Source organism: Heyndrickxia coagulans DSM 1 = ATCC 7050 (genome assembly GCF_000290615.1).
Lineage (GTDB): Bacteria > Bacillota > Bacilli > Bacillales > Bacillaceae_C > Weizmannia > Weizmannia coagulans.
The window spans coordinates 1-15,852 of record NZ_ALAS01000158.1 but is presented as its reverse complement, the minus strand read 5'-3'; the positions used below and the strand labels follow the sequence as shown (position 1 = coordinate 15,852).

Genomic DNA, 15,852 nt, shown 5'->3' with positions numbered 1-15,852 from the left:
ACAGGCGGCGGGATGGATGGCAATTGGGGCTGCAGCTGCCATGGATCATATTTTACAATCGTGTGGACGAAAAAAATCCGGGCCAGGCAACCCCGCTTTATTTATGGTATAAAATCATCGCCGAAAAACAGTAAATCTGGTCGTCGTCCTCCGGCTCCACCATGGCGGCAATATTATATTTGACATCAATGAGCTGGTCTTCGCTGATTTTTTCCAAAAACGTATTCATGCTCTCCTCAAGGTCTTTCTCATGTTCACAATCAAAAAGTTTAACCTGTACCATTGTGGCCCCTCCCTGTTTTATTTATTTCTATTATCTCCAATTTCAGAACATTTTAATCAGGCGCTTCGATTTTTAAAATCCAATTGGCATAAGTATAAAATACCGGGAAAAGGAAGCAATAGGCAACCAGTGAATGGAGATTGTCCCACCCTTCCAAGTAATGAAATACCCCGAACCGAACGGAAATGGATTCCATCAATAATGTGAATCCAATCCAGACAAGCAAATAAAACAGCACGATGCGCACAGAGCGAAGCCGCGCCCGGAATAAACTCTGTACCGTAATAAACAAATAGCCGTACAAAGTAAAAACCGGAATATAAATAATAAAGTCGAATAGTTCGATATCTTTGGAATCAAATGTATAGTATAAGTTTAAAGGATGCATCCAGCTAAGCACTTCATCCGCAAAGCAGGCCATTGCTGTAAAAAACAGCCCGGTCGCAAGCCCTGCTTTCCATGAAACGGCTTTTGGAAGAAGATACAGTGCCAGCATCAAACCTGCCAAAGCAACAAGGGTAAAGATTTCATTCTCGTCAAATTTTTTCGGAAGCATGCCGGCGCACCTCCTTTTTCCTGTCCAACCATCTATAGAGCGCATCGCCCACGTGTACCACCGCAAGATCAGTAAAGAAGAAAGCAAAGGCATACCGCCATGACCATTCGTAGGTATACAGAATTTGTAAAAAATCGAGGATGGCGACATAACCCGTAAAAACAAGGAAAAAACATACAGCGGCCAGGGTTTTCCGGCCGGACGTCCGTGATATGTGAAATACGTGCAAATACAGCAAAAACAAAAGGGGCACCTGAAACAGAACAAGCAACCTGGAAATATAGAACATCGGTGTATGGTGATCATGAACAAAGTGCAGGTTCATTTCCAATATCCTTAAAAAATTGATTGTCCAGTAATATAACCATAAGTAAAGCAGCAATGATTTCATTTTTTCTGCCTGAAACAGCGCGCGGGATAAATATGCCAGTCCCGCCCCTGCCAAAAGTGAAAATAAAAGAACCATCTTTTTTCCCCTTTTTTGTGGTTGATAGTCCTAGTTTGCTATTTCACAAACAAATTATGAATTTCACGCATAAAAAATGGGGCTTACGGCCATTTCACCGTAAAGCCCCGCTTTCCGGAAATCCATTAGTTTGCCACAATGTTGACAAGTTTGCCCGGCACGGCAATGATCTTGCGAATCGTTTTTCCTTCCGTAAACTCTTTGATTTTTTCATCCGCAAGCGCGAGTTTTTCCATGTCATCGCGGCTCATGTTGCGGTCGATCTTCACTTTGTTACGGACTTTGCCGTTCACCTGGAGGACAATTTCCACTTCATTGTCGACGAGTTTTGAAGCATCAAAAGAAGGCCATGCTTCATATGTGATCGTGCCGCTGTGGCCGAGTTTTTCCCACAGTTCTTCGGCAATATGCGGGCAAAACGGCGACAGCAGCTTGACGAAGCCTTCCACATACGTTTTCGGTATGACTTCCGCTTTATAGGCATCGTTGATAAACACCATTAATTGCGAAATGGCCGTGTTAAAATGAAGGGCATCGATATCTTCCGTCACTTTTTTGACCGTCAGATGATACGTTTTTTCAAGTGCCGGATTGGCCTTGTCCTGGATTTTTTCTGACAGGCTGCCGTCTTCATTCACAAACAGGCGCCAGATCCTGTCAAGGAAGCGGCGGGAACCGTCAAGGCCGTTTGTCGACCATGGAATCGAAGCATCCAAAGGGCCCATGAACATTTCGTACAGCCTGAGCGTATCTGCCCCGTGCGACTCAAGAATGTCATCCGGATTGACGACATTGCCGCGCGATTTGCTCATCTTTTCATGGTTCTCGCCAAGGATCATGCCCTGGTTGAACAATCTTTGGAATGGCTCTTTCGTCGGCACAACGCCGATATCGTACAAAAATTTATGCCAGAAGCGGGCATACAGCAAGTGAAGCACCGCATGCTCAGCCCCGCCGATGTAAAGGTCAACCGGCAGCCATTTTTTCAGTTTTTCCGGATCGGCAATCGCTTTGCGGTTTTTCGGATCGATGAAACGGAGGAAGTACCAGCAGCTTCCTGCCCATTGCGGCATCGTGTTTGTTTCGCGCCGGCCTTTTTTCCCTGTTTCCGGATCCACAACATTGACCCATTCTTCAACATTTGCAAGCGGTGATTCGCCTGTTCCGCTCGGTTTGATTTCCCTCATTTTCGGAAGTATGAGCGGCAGCTCTTCTTCCGGCACGGCAGTTATGGTCCCGTCTTCCCAGTGGATGACCGGGATCGGCTCGCCCCAGTAACGCTGGCGGCTGAACAGCCAGTCACGCAGGCGGTATGTCACTTTTTTCTGCCCAATCCCTTTTTCTTCAAGCCATTCGATCATGCGTTTAATGGCTGCCTGCTTGCCCAGCCCGTTTAAAAACCCGGAATGGACGTGTTCGCCGTCGCCGGTATAGGCTTCTTTTTCAACATTGCCGCCTGCGACGACTTCTTTTATCGGCAAATTGAATTTGCGGGCAAATTCATAGTCGCGTTCGTCATGGGCCGGCACCGCCATGATTGCGCCTGTCCCGTAGCTCATTAATACATAATCGGCAATCCAGATTGGCATTTTTTCGCCGTTGGCAGGGTTCACGGCATACGCCCCTGTAAATACGCCGGTTTTTTCTTTCGCAAGGTCGGTCCGTTCGAGGTCGCTTTTTGACTGCACCTGGGCAATGTAAGCCTGGACCGCTTCGGCCTGCTCTTTCGTTTTAATTTTATCCACAAGCGGGTGTTCCGGCGCAAGCACGGCGTAGGTCGCCCCGAACAGCGTATCCGGGCGGGTCGTGAAGACGGTGAACGTTTCATTTGTGCCTTCAACCTGGAATGTCACTTCCGCCCCTTCCGAACGGCCGATCCAGTTGCGCTGCATATCCTTAATGCTTTCCGGCCAGTCCAGTTCCTCGAGGTCTTCAAGAAGGCGGTCCGCGTAGGCGGTAATTTTCAGCATCCACTGGCGCATCGGTTTGCGGATGACCGGATGCCCGCCGCGTTCGCTCTTGCCGTCAATGACTTCTTCGTTTGCAAGCACGGTTCCGAGCGCAGGGCACCAGTTGACCGGCACTTCATCAATATAAGCAAGCCCGTTTTTCCACAGCTGCAGAAAAATCCACTGCGTCCATTTATAATATTCCGGATCAGATGTGTTGATTTCCCTGTCCCAATCATAGGAAAACCCGAGCGCTTTGATCTGGCGGCGGAATGTATGGATATTTTGAATCGTGAAAACAGCCGGATCATTGCCGGTATCAATCGCATACTGCTCAGCCGGAAGCCCGAATGCATCCCAGCCCATCGGATGGAGCACATTATACCCTTGCATCCGTTTCGCCCGCGAGATGATGTCGGTCGCCGTATATCCTTCCGGGTGCCCGACGTGGAGGCCCGCCCCCGACGGGTACGGAAACATATCCAGGCAGTAAAATTTTGGTTTATTTTCGTCTTCACCGGCACGGAACGTTTGATGTTCTTCCCAGTAATGCTGCCATTTCTTTTCGATTTTCCGGTGGTCAAAACTCATGACAGACTCCTCCTTTTTTATGTATCGACATTGACAACAAAGCAACACAAAAAACCTCCCATCCCACGAAAAAGGGACGAGAGGGTTCTCCCGCGGTACCACCCAAATTAGTGCAAGCACTCACTTTAAGTCCTTAACGCGGAATACGGCAAATACTAAAACGGGTTCATATTTGCAACTCAAAGGCGAGTTCACGGGGTTCCCTGATTGGCTTGCACCTCCCGCCAATTCTCTTGTTTCAGTGCCGCCGTTACTGCTCCTTGTCAACGTTCTTCTATCGTTTATTCAATTTATAACCTATTTTACAGAAATTCATTCCCGGTTTCAACATTATTTTCCTGCCACCTCAGAATGCGGTTTTTTTGCGAGCGGGCGGTCATACAACAAGGCCAGTAAAAGGGAAACGGCGAGAAAGAAAATGAGCAATCCGAACAATGCCTTCATGCCGAATGCATCTGCGACAAACCCGCCTACAACAGGGCCAATCATTCTGCCGCATGTTGCGACACTGTTAATGATGCCCTGGTAAAACCCTTCCCGCCCTTTCGGCGAAAGCGTATTGGCAACTGCGGGCACAGCCGGCCAGACAAGCATTTCCCCGACCGTTAAAATGCCCATTGCCACTGCAAAACCGGGAAAATGCCCGGCAAAGGCAACGACAGCGAATGACAGCATAAAAATGGCCGTCCCAGCAACAATTTGCTGTTTGACTTCCGGCAAGAACCGCTTTAAAAACGGCAAAAGGAGCGGCTGGCCGAGCACGATGATCGCGCCGTTCAATGTCCAAAGAAAGCTGTACTTGTTCAGCGATATATGAAGCGTCTGCGTATAAGTGGAAATCGTAGCCGTCCATTGCGTGTACGCCGTCCATGCCAGGAAATAAGCAAAGCATAATATGATGAGGGATGCCACTTGCGCCCTTCCTGCACTTTTGGCAGAAACAGCGGCTGCTCCCGCATACCCAGCATGTTTTTCGGCAATATTCCGGTAGCCGAAGATGGCAATCGCCATAAAAACGAGAAAAAGTGCAAGATTCGCTGCAAAAATAAGGTCAATGGAATAAGAGGCAATCACACCTCCCAGCGCGGCACCGAGTGCAACCCCGATGTTGTTGGCGACATAGATGGCATTGAACGCTTTTCTCCCTCCGCCTTTCCAAGCCGCGCCCGCCATTGCAAGGATCGCCGGGCCGATCATGCCGGAACCGAGCCCGATTGCGCCGAGGAAAAATACATAATCCGGCCAAGCGTGGTTCCATGTCAAGCCGGCAAGCGCAACGGCGGAAATCAGGCCGCCAAGCAGCACGGAACGATAACCCCCGATTTTATCATGCAAATAGCCGCCCAAAAGACTGCCGATGACGCTTGTAAAATGATTCAGCATGAGCACGAGCCCGGCGATAAACAGCGATTTGCCGAGATGATCGTGAATATAGATTGAATTTAACGGCCACAAAAAAGAAGCGCCAGTCATATTGACTGCCATGCCAATGACGAGCAGCCACACAGTTTTTGGCAAAAAGAATGCCCCCCTGCTAATGAATCGGTCAAAGGAAATTGTAGGGGTTTTTCCCGGCAGTTACAAGCATTCTTGCAAAATATAAATATTATGGCAATTCCCGCCCTCTGTTTGCGCCGCCATTTGCATGGAAAGCGGGATAAGGCCCGTGCCTTATCCCGCTTTCATGAATCCGGCCGGCTTTACTTGCTGTTTTTCCCAAGTTGCCGTGCTGAAACCGTTCCCATATTCCCGTTGTTCACGCCAGATTTTTCGCAGGAGTATCTTGCCTGGCTTTTCTGTTTTGCTTATCGGCAATTTTGCTCTCGCAAGCTTCGTTTTTGCCGGCAATTACATGGTCGGTTCATGTTCCTGCAAAATCATCTCGTTTTGCAGCTGCTGAATCACAAGGCGCATACGGTGGAGGCGCTCGCGCTGCTGGGAATTGGCACTGATCGCCAGTTTGCAAAGCTCGTTATAAGCGTCTTCCAGCTCTGTTAACGGCTCCGAAAAATCATAATAGCCGTAGTTTTCCTGGCGGTTGCCTTCCGCAAATTGCTCACGTGCCGATTGAACGGCTTGCTCGCAGCGGTTGATACAATTTTCGACTGCTTCCCGTGTGGCCATCACGATTCCCCCTTTATGCTTTGAAGCGTACAAGCTTCATTTGTATGATGCCCCGTGCAGAAAAATTGTTTCCCCTGCGCATTGGGAGTTTCTTCCGGACAGCAATTCCGAATCCGCCCACCTTTGCACCTGCATCCGTTCATGGTAAAATGCAAAAGAGCGCGCTGCAGAAAGACGGTTTATTACCATTTTGGCGCGCGAGCCTGCATGTCTGAAGAATAAGAACGATTTTGCCGTTTTCATTCCGGCATTCCTGTTAGAATGGAAATTTGATGTAAAACATGATTTTTAACGTGTCACTTATGCCTTTTTACGGTAAAAAAGAAACAGGCGTTCAACTTCCGCCTGTAGACCAATCAAAAAATGGAGATGTTGCAAAGATGAATATGCTTCCTGTTCTTCCATTTGCCCATTCACTGTTGGAAAAAGCCGTGAAAGAAGGCAGTTTTGCCATTGATGCCACGGCCGGGAACGGGCATGATACCGTTTTTCTCGCCAAACGGGTTGGAAAAAGCGGAAAAGTGTTTGCTTTTGATATCCAGCCGGAAGCGGTAAAACGGACAAAGGAACGCCTGGAGAAAGAAGGCCTCGTTACGCGCGCCGAACTTTTCTGCACCGGCCATGAACATGCCGGCGAGTGCATCCCGGCATCGCTGCACGGCAAAATCAGCGGAGCGGTGTTCAATCTTGGCTACTTGCCGGGCAGCGACAAAACGGTCATTACCCGGCCGGAGTCAACAATTGCCGCACTCGGGCAGATTTTCCCCATGCTTGAAACCGGCGGGATCATCGCAGTTGTGGTTTACCACGGGCATGAAGGCGGCGCATATGAACGTGACCGGCTCCTCGATTATGTAAAACAGCTCGACCAGAAAAAGGCGCATGTGCTCCGGTATGAATTCCTTAACCAGGCAAACCATCCGCCTTTCCTCATTGCCGCCCAAAAACGGTAACAAAGCGGACGGGTACGAATCCCTTTTTTCAATCGCGTATAAACACGGCCGGCTCCTGGTTAGCAAAAAGCCCGGACGAAAAAAATGCATGTGCTCCGGTATGAATTCTGTAACCAGGCAAACCATCCGCCCTTTCCCGTTTCCATCCGCCGGCTTATTTTACAATTGTTTTTGCCAGGCTGGCCGGGATCATGTTTTTGATGGCGCGGTACATTTTTCCGTTAACATAAAAGAATAAACTGATCGAGCCGGCAAATTTGATCATTTTCCGCGACAATTTCTGAACGCTCCGCTGCTTCCTCACCTTTTCATCTGACAAATAAACAGCCAAAAGCCCCCGGTTAATCAGCTTATGGAATTTTTCATTCGGAAGCCGGGCCGTATGTTTATCCGCCTCCTGCAAGAAATGCTTCAGCCGCTTAAACAGCTCTTCTTCTCCCGGGTAATAAAAACAAAAATTCAAATCCCCGCCTTTTTTGTCTTCGTCCTGGTCGATAAAATAATCCAGCAAAATATGCAGCCCCTGAATATAAGGAAAATACCCGTCACGGATAATTTTCGCATATTCAGGGCGGAAATCATCCCGGAGCGCATAGGAAACAAGGCAGAAAATCCCGAGGGTCGAGCCGGAACAGGCGGAAAATTCATACCATTCCATATCCGGAAAATCCGCCTTGTAGTGCAAAAACCATTCCTTTAGCCGCGGCACCCGTTCCTCTACGCGCACATGTTTATGTACCTGCAGATCCGAATAATAACGGCAAAGTTCCAGCAAATAAGGCTGAATGGCTTTATATTGGGGGATGCGGCTCAACACAACCTGGCATGTCCGCACGAGTTCATGCAAATAACCGCCGTCATCCTGGTCCTGCCTGTGCCGGTAATAATTTTTCAACGGTGCGCCGACCGTAAGCGCATCAGACATGGACTCGTGCAGCGCCCGGAAATCAACCGGGTCAAGCGATGTGCTGCGGTCGCATAAATTATCAAGATAGTCGCTGATCGTCTGGTATGCGACAATAAACCGGAAAGCCGCTGTCCGCTCTTCCATTGCCAAAAGGCCGAGAATCGACCCGCCTTCGCAGTGGAACGTTTTATGCTGAATGCTGGCGAGCGCCTGTGTCTTTAATTCATCATTGGGAATCCGGCGTGCCTTTTCCCGCCAGTAATGGAGTTCATGGTGGACAGCCGGCATCACCCGGCGGTAAACTTGCGCCATTAATGAGATCGGATAGGATGGGATTGTCACAAGCGTCACCTCATTCTAATATATAGCCTAACGCGCGGAGCCGGTTTTCCACAAAATTTTTCGCATAAAGGAAAACATCTTCCCTCTCCGGTTCATTGAAAATTTCATGGTAGCATTTCGGCCATTCTTTGTATAATTTTTCGGACACGGAAGTTTGGTTAAACCAATTCACGACAGCTCCCTTGTCCACAATTTTATCACTTCCGGCCTGCATGACAAGAAACGGGACGTCCGGCAGCCGCACGGTATCCATGTGTGCCTGCCGCATGGCTGCGAGCAGCTCGCGGTACCAGCGGACAGACACTTTTGTCAGCATCAATGAATCGTTGACCGCCTGCATTTGAATATCCTTATTCCGTGTTGCCATTTGCACGGTCAGCGGGCTGTTAAAGCGGAGGCCTGGGGCAATCCGGTTTAACCCGATTGAAAGCAGGCCGAGCAGCTTTGAAGGATACTGGACAAGCCCGAGGCACGGCGAGGAAAGCATAACCCCCGCAATTTTCAGATGTTCCTTCTCAAGCAGCCGGATGACCGCCAGCCCGCCCATGCTGTGGCCGAGGAGAAAAATCGGGAGGTCGAACTGGTATGCTGCCGTCACCCACTCTTTTATCTCTGTTGTATATTCATCAAAGGAATCAATATGCCCCCTTTTTGCTCTCGACGTCATCCCATGGCCGGGAAGATCGCCCATCACGACATGATAGCCGCTTGATCTCCACATCTCAATCAGCCAGCTGTAGCGGCGGTGATGTTCCATCGCGCCATGGACCATAACGATGACTGCTTTTGGGTTTTCATCTGCTTCCCATTTCCACATGTTCCTGCCTCCTTCAAAACCTGCGAAACCATCCTGCTTTTATTTTACCCATAATCCTTCTGTTCTGAAAAACATATGCCATTTTTAACTCGATTTATTCACAATTTGTTCCCAATTCTTTAAGATAAAAGAAAAGATCAAAAATAGGAGGGTACGAAATGATCTATGCTTACAATGGAAAAACCCCTTTGATTGCGCCGACTGCTTATATCGCAGACAATGTGGCCATTACGGGGGACGTTGAAATCGGCGGCCAGTCCGGCATCTGGTTCGGGACCGTCATCCGCGGCGATGTCGCACCGGTAAAAATCGGGCAAAAAGTGAATGTCCAGGATAACTGCGTCCTGCACGAAAGCCCGCAAACGCCGCTCATACTGGAAGATGAAGTGACGGTCGGCCACCAGGTGATTTTACATAGCTGCCATGTCCGGACAAAAGCTTTGATCGGCATGGGTTCAATCATCCTTGACGGCGCCGAAATCGGGAAAGGCGCTTTTATTGGCGCCGGCAGCCTTGTCACGCCCGGGAAAAAGATCCCGCCGCATACGCTTGCATTCGGCCGCCCGGCAAAAGTGATCCGCGCGCTTACCGAAAAAGATATCCAGGATATGCGCCGCATCGTCCGTGAGTATGCTGAAAAAGCGCAGTACTATAAAAATGCCGCCGGGCGCTGACAAAGGTTAACGGCGGGCACCGGCAGCCGCATTGCTTTAAGCCGCAAACAGGCGAAAAAAGCATGATAAAAACAGGGTCATACTGCTAACCGGGTTTAAAAACCGCCGCGATGCAAAGCTTGCGGGCATGTGCGAAAAAAAGCGTTATACGATAAAGGGCCTGCCCCCGTTTCCGATTGATTACGGAAGCGGGGCCAGACCCCCTTTTTTTCTGTTACAGAGAAGCACCCGCAGGCCGCCCTTGTGCTCCTTTTTGAAAACCGTACTTGTCTTCCATATACACGGCATGCCAGAGCATGAAAATCAGCACGGTCCAGATTTTCCGGCTGTAATCCAGCTTGCCTGCACAATGGTCTTCCAGCAGTCTTAATACATATTGTTTGTTGATGATATCGTCCGTCGGGCTCGTTTTGATGATCTCTACCGCCCAATCATGCATTTCATCTTTCAGCCAGTGGCGGATCGGAACCGGGAACCCGAGTTTTTTCCGGTTCAGCACATGGTCCGGCACGATGCCTTCCACTGCTTTTCGCAAAATATACTTCGTTGTGTTATGGGACGTTTTTAAGCCCGCCGGAATTTGTGAAGCGACCCGGAACACTTCTTTATCCAAAAACGGCACACGCAGTTCAAGCGAATGGGCCATCGTCATCCGGTCCGCCTTCAGCAAAATATCGCCGCGCATCCACGTATGGATATCGATATATTGCATCCGGTCAACCGGGTCGTAGCCTTTCGTTTCATCGTACAGCGGCTTTGTGATATCGCGGTAGTCAAGGCTGTTGTTATAAGTCAACAGCAAGTCGCGTTTTTCTTCTTCCGTGTACATTTTCGCATTGCCGATATAACGGTCTTCCATTGGCGTGACACCGCGTTCGATAAAGCTCTTTCCTTTTACCCCTTCCGGCAGCACTTTCGCCAAAGCCTTCAAAATTGATTTTCCGGCAGCCGGAATTTTATCAAAAACTTCAAGCGACTGCGGTTCACGGTAAATATTATAGCCGCCGAACAATTCATCCGCGCCTTCGCCGGACAGGACAACGGTCACATGCTTTCTTGCTTCGCGCGCCACAAAATAAAGGGGAACACAAGCAGGATCTGCGAGCGGATCGTCCATATGCCAAATAATTTTTGGCAGTTCTTTCATATATTCCTCCGGCGTGATCACATAGCTGATATTTTCAACACCGAGTTTTTCCGCCGTTTCTTTGGCAACATCGATCTCGCTGTAGCCATCGCGTTCGAATCCGACGGAGAATGTTTTAATGCCCGGGTGGAACTGTTTTGCAATCGATGCCGTAATCGAGGAATCGATCCCGCCCGACAGGAACGCGCCAACCGGTACATCGCTGCGCATATGTACCTTTACGGAATCGATAAGCACATCGCGTACTTCTTTTACAAATTCGTCCTCGCTCTTATGGACCGGGTGGAAGGAAGCTTTCCAGAACTGTTTGATTTCCATCGGTTTGCCGATTTTTTTCATAAAATAATGGCCCGGTTCGAGTTTTCGGATGCCACTCGTCATGCTGAAAGGTTCCGGCACAAATTGATAGGTTAAATAGTATTGGACAGCATCATAATTGAGTTCCGGTTTTTCCATGGCAAGCAAAATGCTTTTCTTTTCGGAACCGAAATACATTTTATCGCCGTCTTCATAATAGAAAAACGGTTTAATGCCGAACGGGTCGCGCGCGCCGCACAGCGTTTGTTCCTGCTTATCCCAGATCGCAAATCCGAACATCCCGCGCAGGCGCCCGATTGCTTTTTCGCCGTAACGGCTGTACATGGCAAGGATGACTTCCGTATCCGAATTCGTTTCGAATGCCATCCCTTCTTTTAATAATTCTTCACGCAATTCAACATAATTATAAATTTCGCCATTAAAAATGATCCAGTACCGTTCGTTTTCGTATGTTAAAGGCTGGTGCCCCGCCTCGATGTCGATAATGCTCAGGCGCCTGAAACCGAACTGGATATGTTCGTCTTCATAAAAGCCTTCATCATCCGGGCCACGGTGCTCGATCATATGGTTCATCTGTTTAAACCGTTGCCTGTCTTCGTCTGATAATGTAACGGGTTGGTCATGGACGCAGCCAATAAATCCGCACATGTAAAAAGTCACCTACTTTAATCATTTCGATATACTTCTATTGTAAATTTATTTCTTGAAAAAACAAATCGATTTCCGCCAAAATTTGACGGCCAAAATCTGCACATGTAATATAGTTTAGCATGTTTTCCGGCAGTTTGCAGGGATTTTGTTAAAAAAGGTACATGTATCTCCCGCATGGAAAAAGAGCGGCCTATCAACAGGCACGCTCTTTTTCCCATTATTTTCCGATATGATTGCGGGCGAATTCATTCAACGCCCCGGCTTTGTCCGTTTTTTCCCAAGGCACATCCAAATCATCGCGGCCGAAATGCCCGTACGCAGCGGTCTGTCTGTAAATCGGGCGGCGCAAGTCGAGCATTTTGATAATGCCGGCCGGGCGCAGGTCAAAATGGGCTTCAACCGCCTCGATCAGCACTTCTTCCGGAACTTTTCCAGTCCCAAACGTATCGATGGAAATGGAAACGGGCTTCGCCACCCCGATCGCATACGCAAGCTGTACCTCACATTTTTCCGCAAGGCCGGCCGCAACAATATTTTTCGCAACATAGCGGGCGGCATAAGCAGCGGAACGGTCCACTTTCGTCGGGTCTTTCCCGGAAAATGCGCCGCCGCCGTGGCGTGCATATCCGCCGTACGTGTCGACAATGATTTTGCGGCCGGTCAGCCCGGCATCCCCTTGAGGGCCGCCGATAACAAAGCGGCCGGTCGGATTAATCAAATACTTTGTATCCGCATCGAGTAAGTCTGCCGGCACAACCGGTTCAATGACGTATTTTTTCATATCCCCCTGAATTTGCCCGGAACTGATGTCAGGATTATGCTGCGTTGAAATGACAATTGTATCAATCCGGGCAGGCTGGTTGTTCTCATCATATTCAACTGTCACCTGTGTCTTCGCATCCGGGCGCAAATACGGGATCACTTCATGTTTGCGGAGTTCAGCAAGACGGCGGGCAAGCTTGTGGGCAAGCGAAATGGGAAGCGGCATCAGCTCTTCTGTCTCATTGCAGGCAAACCCGAACATCAGGCCCTGGTCGCCGGCTCCGATTGCCTCAATCTCTTCATCGCTCATCCCGCCTTCGCGGGCTTCCAAAGCCTGGTTAACGCCGCGCGCAATATCCTCGGACTGTTCGTCAATCGATGTCAAAACAGCGCAGGTTTCCGCATCAAACCCGTATTTCGCGCGCGTATAGCCAATCTCTTTAATGGTCTTGCGCACCACTTTCGGAATATCCACATATGTATTGGTGGAAATTTCCCCCGTGACGAGCACGAGCCCTGTCGTGACGGAAGTTTCGCAGGCAACGCGGGCATTCGGGTCTTTTTCTAAAATGGCATCCAAAATGGCATCGGAAATCTGGTCGCAAATTTTGTCCGGATGGCCTTCCGTCACCGATTCCGATGTGAACAAATGCCGTCCTTTTAACATCCGCTTTTCCTCCTTATATGGTTACATATTGGAAACGGTACTCATACCCTAAACTCGATTCATTTTAAGTACAAAGCCAAAAATAAAAACCTTTCCCATTCATATGAGTGGAAAGGTTTTGACTTCAATCAATCGCGCCTTTCACTCTTATCGTTCAAGGAAACATTCCTTGCTGCAGGTTAGCACCTTTGCCTGGAAGTCAAGCGGCAGCTGCGTTGCGAGCGCATTGCCTGTTCCAGAGGCGGGTTGCTGGGTTTCATCGGGCCCGTCCCTCCACCAGCTCGGGATAAGAGTATCCGTTCAAAGTAAAATCATACGCAATTTAGCAGGCGCTGTCAATGCTTTTTTCACCATTTGCCCTTTTGCCCCCTGCATTTTTCCCGGAAAAAAGTATGTAATAAACGGATGAATATGTTATACTGATATCGTTTAAAGCGAAATAAGTTATTCAAAGGGGCGGTTTATAAAAATGGATCTGATTGGCGCTTCTGACGATTTAAAGTTTTTGTTGTCGGGGGAAAATGTGCGCATGCAGCTTTCCGTGCCGCAATTAATGGAAAAAATTATTGAACGGAAAGAAGCTGTGCTGACAACGGAAGGGGCCATTTCTGCTACAACAGGAAAATACACAGGAAGGTCGCCGAAAGATAAATTTATTGTCGTCGACTCCCAATCAAAAGACCGTGTCGACTGGGGCAAAATCAACCAGCCAGTATCTCCCGGCGTGTTCAACAGGCTCTATGAAAAAATGGTCCGGCATTTAAAAGGGAAAGACGAAATTTTTGTGTTTAAAGGTTTTGCGGGTGCCGATCCAAAAAGCCGCCTTCCGATCCAGACCGTGAATGAGTTCGCCTGGCATAATTTATTCGCGCATCAATTGTTTATCCGGCCGGATGCGGAGGAACTCAATCAACACGATGCGCAATTTACCATTCTTTCCGCGCCGCTGTTTAAAGCAGACCCGGCGCTTGACGGCACGAATTCCGAAGCGTTCATCATGATTTCACTTGAACGCCGGATGATTCTGATCGGCGGAACGGAATATGCAGGCGAAATGAAAAAAAGCATTTTTTCCATCATGAATTATTTGCTGCCGCAAAAAGGCATCCTTCCCATGCACTGCTCCGCCAATACCGGGAAAAACGGCGATACGGCCCTGTTTTTCGGCTTGTCCGGGACCGGGAAAACGACACTTTCCGCCGATCCGGAGCGCGCGCTTATAGGGGACGATGAGCACGGCTGGTCCGACAGCGGCGTCTTCAATATTGAAGGCGGATGCTATGCAAAGTGCATCGGGCTTACAGAAGAAAAAGAACCGCAAATTTACCAGGCAATCCGGTTTGGGACCGTACTTGAAAATGTAGTCGTAGATCCGGTGTCCCGTAGGCCGCAATATGGCAACAATGCACTGACGGAAAATACAAGGGCTGCTTACCCGATTGAAAACATCGGCAATATTGCCCGTTCCGGCATGGCCGGCCATCCGTCAACCATTATATTTCTGACGGCTGATGCGTCCGGTGTCCTGCCGCCGATCAGCAGGCTGACAAAAGAGCAGGCCATGTACCATTTCTTGAGCGGTTACACTTCCAAACTGGCCGGCACCGAACGCGGCGTCACGCGCCCGGAAGCTGTGTTCTCCACTTGCTTCGGCGCGCCGTTTTTGCCGCTTGAGCCCGCCGTTTATGCGGAAATGCTCGGAGAGAAAATTGGCAGGCACAACGTCCAGGTATTTCTTGTCAATACCGGCTGGACAGGCGGCCCGTACGGAACCGGTTCCCGCATGAAATTAAGCTATACGAGGGCCATGGTCCGGGCTGCGATAAACGGCAAACTGAAAAATGTGGAAACGCGGCAGGATAATATTTTCGGGCTGCACATCCCGGCCCGTATTGAAGGGGTGCCGGAGAAAGTCCTTTATCCGCAAGATACATGGGTGGACAAGCGGGCTTACCGTGAAAAAGCGTTCGAACTTGCAGCCCGGTTCAAAGAAAATTTCCGGCAATTTTCATCAGTGCCGGATGATATTGAAAAACTCGGCGGCCCGCTTATTTAAGCATAAGCGGGAGCCCGGCTAAAACCAGGTACTTGCCTGGACGGCGCTGATTCCTTCCTGCACTGCCCATTGGTGGTGGGCGCCGGCCATTTTTTCCGCAGCCTCGTGAAGGTTGAGCCATTCTAGGTTATGGCTTCCTTTGCGGGGCTGTCCCCATTTTCCCAAATAAAACAGGCCTTCATCCATGGACCGCGCGCCCGTTTCCTGTGCCGCTTTACCTAAAAAGCCCGCGATTTCAAGATCCGCGCCGACTGTCCGCATCAGGCAGGCAAGTTCAGACTCCCCGCGGCTGATTTCCCCGCCCGGCAGCCTGTAGCCGCTGCCCGACGGCACCACCCCGACTTTTTCTTTTTTCGCATCAAAAATGACGGCATATGCGCCGCAAGCTTTTTTGTAGCCCGTTTCCATCTTTGGCATTCCTCCTCCTTTTTTTAGCAAATGCAAAAGCCGGCCCCTTTTCCCTCAAGTATTCCATTGTGGCGGACGCTTGGGCCGGCCCTTTTTAACGTCTTTCCGAAAGAAGTCTCCCATCCTCAAGGAATGTGAAGGTGCGAATCGCACCAATGAGTAGGTGGGAGATGAATTTCGG

Annotated in this window: 13 protein-coding genes, 1 riboswitch and 1 other annotated feature; of the genes, 3 read left to right on the top strand and 10 right to left on the bottom strand. The window is 49.4% G+C overall.

What is annotated here, in order from left to right; genetic code table 11:
- Positions 1 to 97: 97 nt before the first annotated feature.
- The 5 genes from IC21_RS08355 to IC21_RS08330 form a co-directional block, all read right to left on the bottom strand.
- Positions 98 to 283 (bottom strand): sporulation protein Cse60, encoded by a 186-nt coding sequence (locus tag IC21_RS08355; RefSeq protein ID WP_013860005.1) that lies wholly within the window; start codon positions 281 to 283, stop codon positions 98 to 100.
- 52 nt (positions 284 to 335) lie between these two features.
- Entirely contained in the window at positions 336 to 839 is a 504-nt protein-coding gene (locus IC21_RS08350) for a hypothetical protein (protein ID WP_029141458.1), read from the bottom strand.
- Positions 840 to 1,430: 591 nt separating this feature from the next.
- Entirely contained in the window at positions 1,431 to 3,845 is a 2,415-nt protein-coding gene (gene leuS, locus IC21_RS08340; RefSeq protein ID WP_029141460.1) for a leucine--tRNA ligase, read from the bottom strand.
- Between the two features lie 69 nt (positions 3,846 to 3,914).
- Positions 3,915 to 4,121, bottom strand: a binding site (T-box leader).
- A 54-nt stretch (positions 4,122 to 4,175) separates the two neighbouring features.
- Entirely contained in the window at positions 4,176 to 5,363 is a 1,188-nt protein-coding gene (locus IC21_RS08335; RefSeq protein WP_013860009.1) for an MDR family MFS transporter, read from the bottom strand.
- Between the two features lie 330 nt (positions 5,364 to 5,693).
- Positions 5,694 to 5,969: a YtzC family protein gene (locus tag IC21_RS08330; RefSeq protein ID WP_013860011.1), complete on the bottom strand. Its 276-nt coding sequence runs from the start codon at positions 5,967 to 5,969 to the stop codon at positions 5,694 to 5,696.
- A 380-nt stretch (positions 5,970 to 6,349) separates the two neighbouring features.
- On the opposite strand from IC21_RS08330, the gene mnmM reads away from it, so the two are divergent.
- Positions 6,350 to 6,922 (top strand): tRNA 5-(aminomethyl)-2-thiouridylate-methyltransferase MnmM, encoded by a 573-nt coding sequence (mnmM, locus tag IC21_RS08320; protein ID WP_029141462.1) that lies wholly within the window; start codon positions 6,350 to 6,352, stop codon positions 6,920 to 6,922.
- Between the two features lie 154 nt (positions 6,923 to 7,076).
- Here mnmM and tbcS read toward each other — a convergent pair whose 3' ends face one another.
- Together tbcS and IC21_RS08310 are read right to left on the bottom strand one after the other, a co-directional pair.
- Positions 7,077 to 8,171, bottom strand: coding sequence for a tetraprenyl-beta-curcumene synthase (gene tbcS / locus IC21_RS08315; protein ID WP_029141463.1), 1,095 nt, complete (start codon positions 8,169 to 8,171; stop codon positions 7,077 to 7,079).
- Between the two features lie 10 nt (positions 8,172 to 8,181).
- A complete protein-coding gene (locus IC21_RS08310) occupies positions 8,182 to 8,988 on the bottom strand; it encodes an alpha/beta hydrolase (RefSeq protein WP_029141464.1) in 807 nt (268 codons plus the stop codon).
- A 158-nt stretch (positions 8,989 to 9,146) separates the two neighbouring features.
- Here IC21_RS08310 and IC21_RS08305 point away from each other — a divergent pair, with 158 nt between their 5' ends.
- On the top strand, positions 9,147 to 9,662 hold the full coding sequence (locus IC21_RS08305; RefSeq protein WP_029141465.1) for a gamma carbonic anhydrase: 516 nt from the start codon (positions 9,147 to 9,149) through the stop codon (positions 9,660 to 9,662).
- Positions 9,663 to 9,876: 214 nt separating this feature from the next.
- Here IC21_RS08305 and asnB read toward each other — a convergent pair whose 3' ends face one another.
- Positions 9,877 to 11,775: an asparagine synthase (glutamine-hydrolyzing) gene (gene asnB / locus IC21_RS08300; protein WP_029141466.1), complete on the bottom strand. Its 1,899-nt coding sequence runs from the start codon at positions 11,773 to 11,775 to the stop codon at positions 9,877 to 9,879.
- A 220-nt stretch (positions 11,776 to 11,995) separates the two neighbouring features.
- Entirely contained in the window at positions 11,996 to 13,207 is a 1,212-nt protein-coding gene (gene metK, locus IC21_RS08295; protein ID WP_029141467.1) for a methionine adenosyltransferase, read from the bottom strand.
- A gap of 144 nt (positions 13,208 to 13,351) precedes the next feature.
- Positions 13,352 to 13,500: riboswitch (SAM riboswitch) on the bottom strand.
- Between the two features lie 176 nt (positions 13,501 to 13,676).
- On the opposite strand from metK, the gene pckA reads away from it, so the two are divergent.
- Positions 13,677 to 15,263, top strand: coding sequence for a phosphoenolpyruvate carboxykinase (ATP) (gene pckA / locus IC21_RS08290; protein ID WP_029141468.1), 1,587 nt, complete (start codon positions 13,677 to 13,679; stop codon positions 15,261 to 15,263).
- Between the two features lie 18 nt (positions 15,264 to 15,281).
- Here the strand turns inward: pckA and IC21_RS08285 are convergent, their stop codons facing one another.
- Complete coding sequence (locus IC21_RS08285; protein ID WP_029141469.1) at positions 15,282 to 15,671, bottom strand: NUDIX hydrolase; 390 nt, start codon at positions 15,669 to 15,671, stop codon at positions 15,282 to 15,284.
- Positions 15,672 to 15,852 lie beyond the last annotated feature (181 nt).

Bases quoted from the DNA above. Each gene is read 5' to 3' on its own strand.
- IC21_RS08355 (WP_013860005.1), bottom strand. From the start codon at position 283: ATGGTACAGGTTAAACTTTTTGATTGTGAACATGAGAAAGACCTTGAG.
- IC21_RS08350 (WP_029141458.1), bottom strand. From the start codon at position 839: ATGCTTCCGAAAAAATTTGACGAGAATGAAATCTTTACCCTTGTTGCT.
- leuS (WP_029141460.1), bottom strand. From the start codon at position 3,845: ATGAGTTTTGACCACCGGAAAATCGAAAAGAAATGGCAGCATTACTGG.
- IC21_RS08330 (WP_013860011.1), bottom strand. From the start codon at position 5,969: ATGGCCACACGGGAAGCAGTCGAAAATTGTATCAACCGCTGCGAGCAA.
- mnmM (WP_029141462.1), top strand. From the start codon at position 6,350: ATGAATATGCTTCCTGTTCTTCCATTTGCCCATTCACTGTTGGAAAAA.
- IC21_RS08310 (WP_029141464.1), bottom strand. From the start codon at position 8,988: ATGTGGAAATGGGAAGCAGATGAAAACCCAAAAGCAGTCATCGTTATG.
- IC21_RS08305 (WP_029141465.1), top strand. From the start codon at position 9,147: ATGATCTATGCTTACAATGGAAAAACCCCTTTGATTGCGCCGACTGCT.
- asnB (WP_029141466.1), bottom strand. From the start codon at position 11,775: ATGTGCGGATTTATTGGCTGCGTCCATGACCAACCCGTTACATTATCA.
- metK (WP_029141467.1), bottom strand. From the start codon at position 13,207: ATGTTAAAAGGACGGCATTTGTTCACATCGGAATCGGTGACGGAAGGC.
- pckA (WP_029141468.1), top strand. From the start codon at position 13,677: ATGGATCTGATTGGCGCTTCTGACGATTTAAAGTTTTTGTTGTCGGGG.
- IC21_RS08285 (WP_029141469.1), bottom strand. From the start codon at position 15,671: ATGGAAACGGGCTACAAAAAAGCTTGCGGCGCATATGCCGTCATTTTT.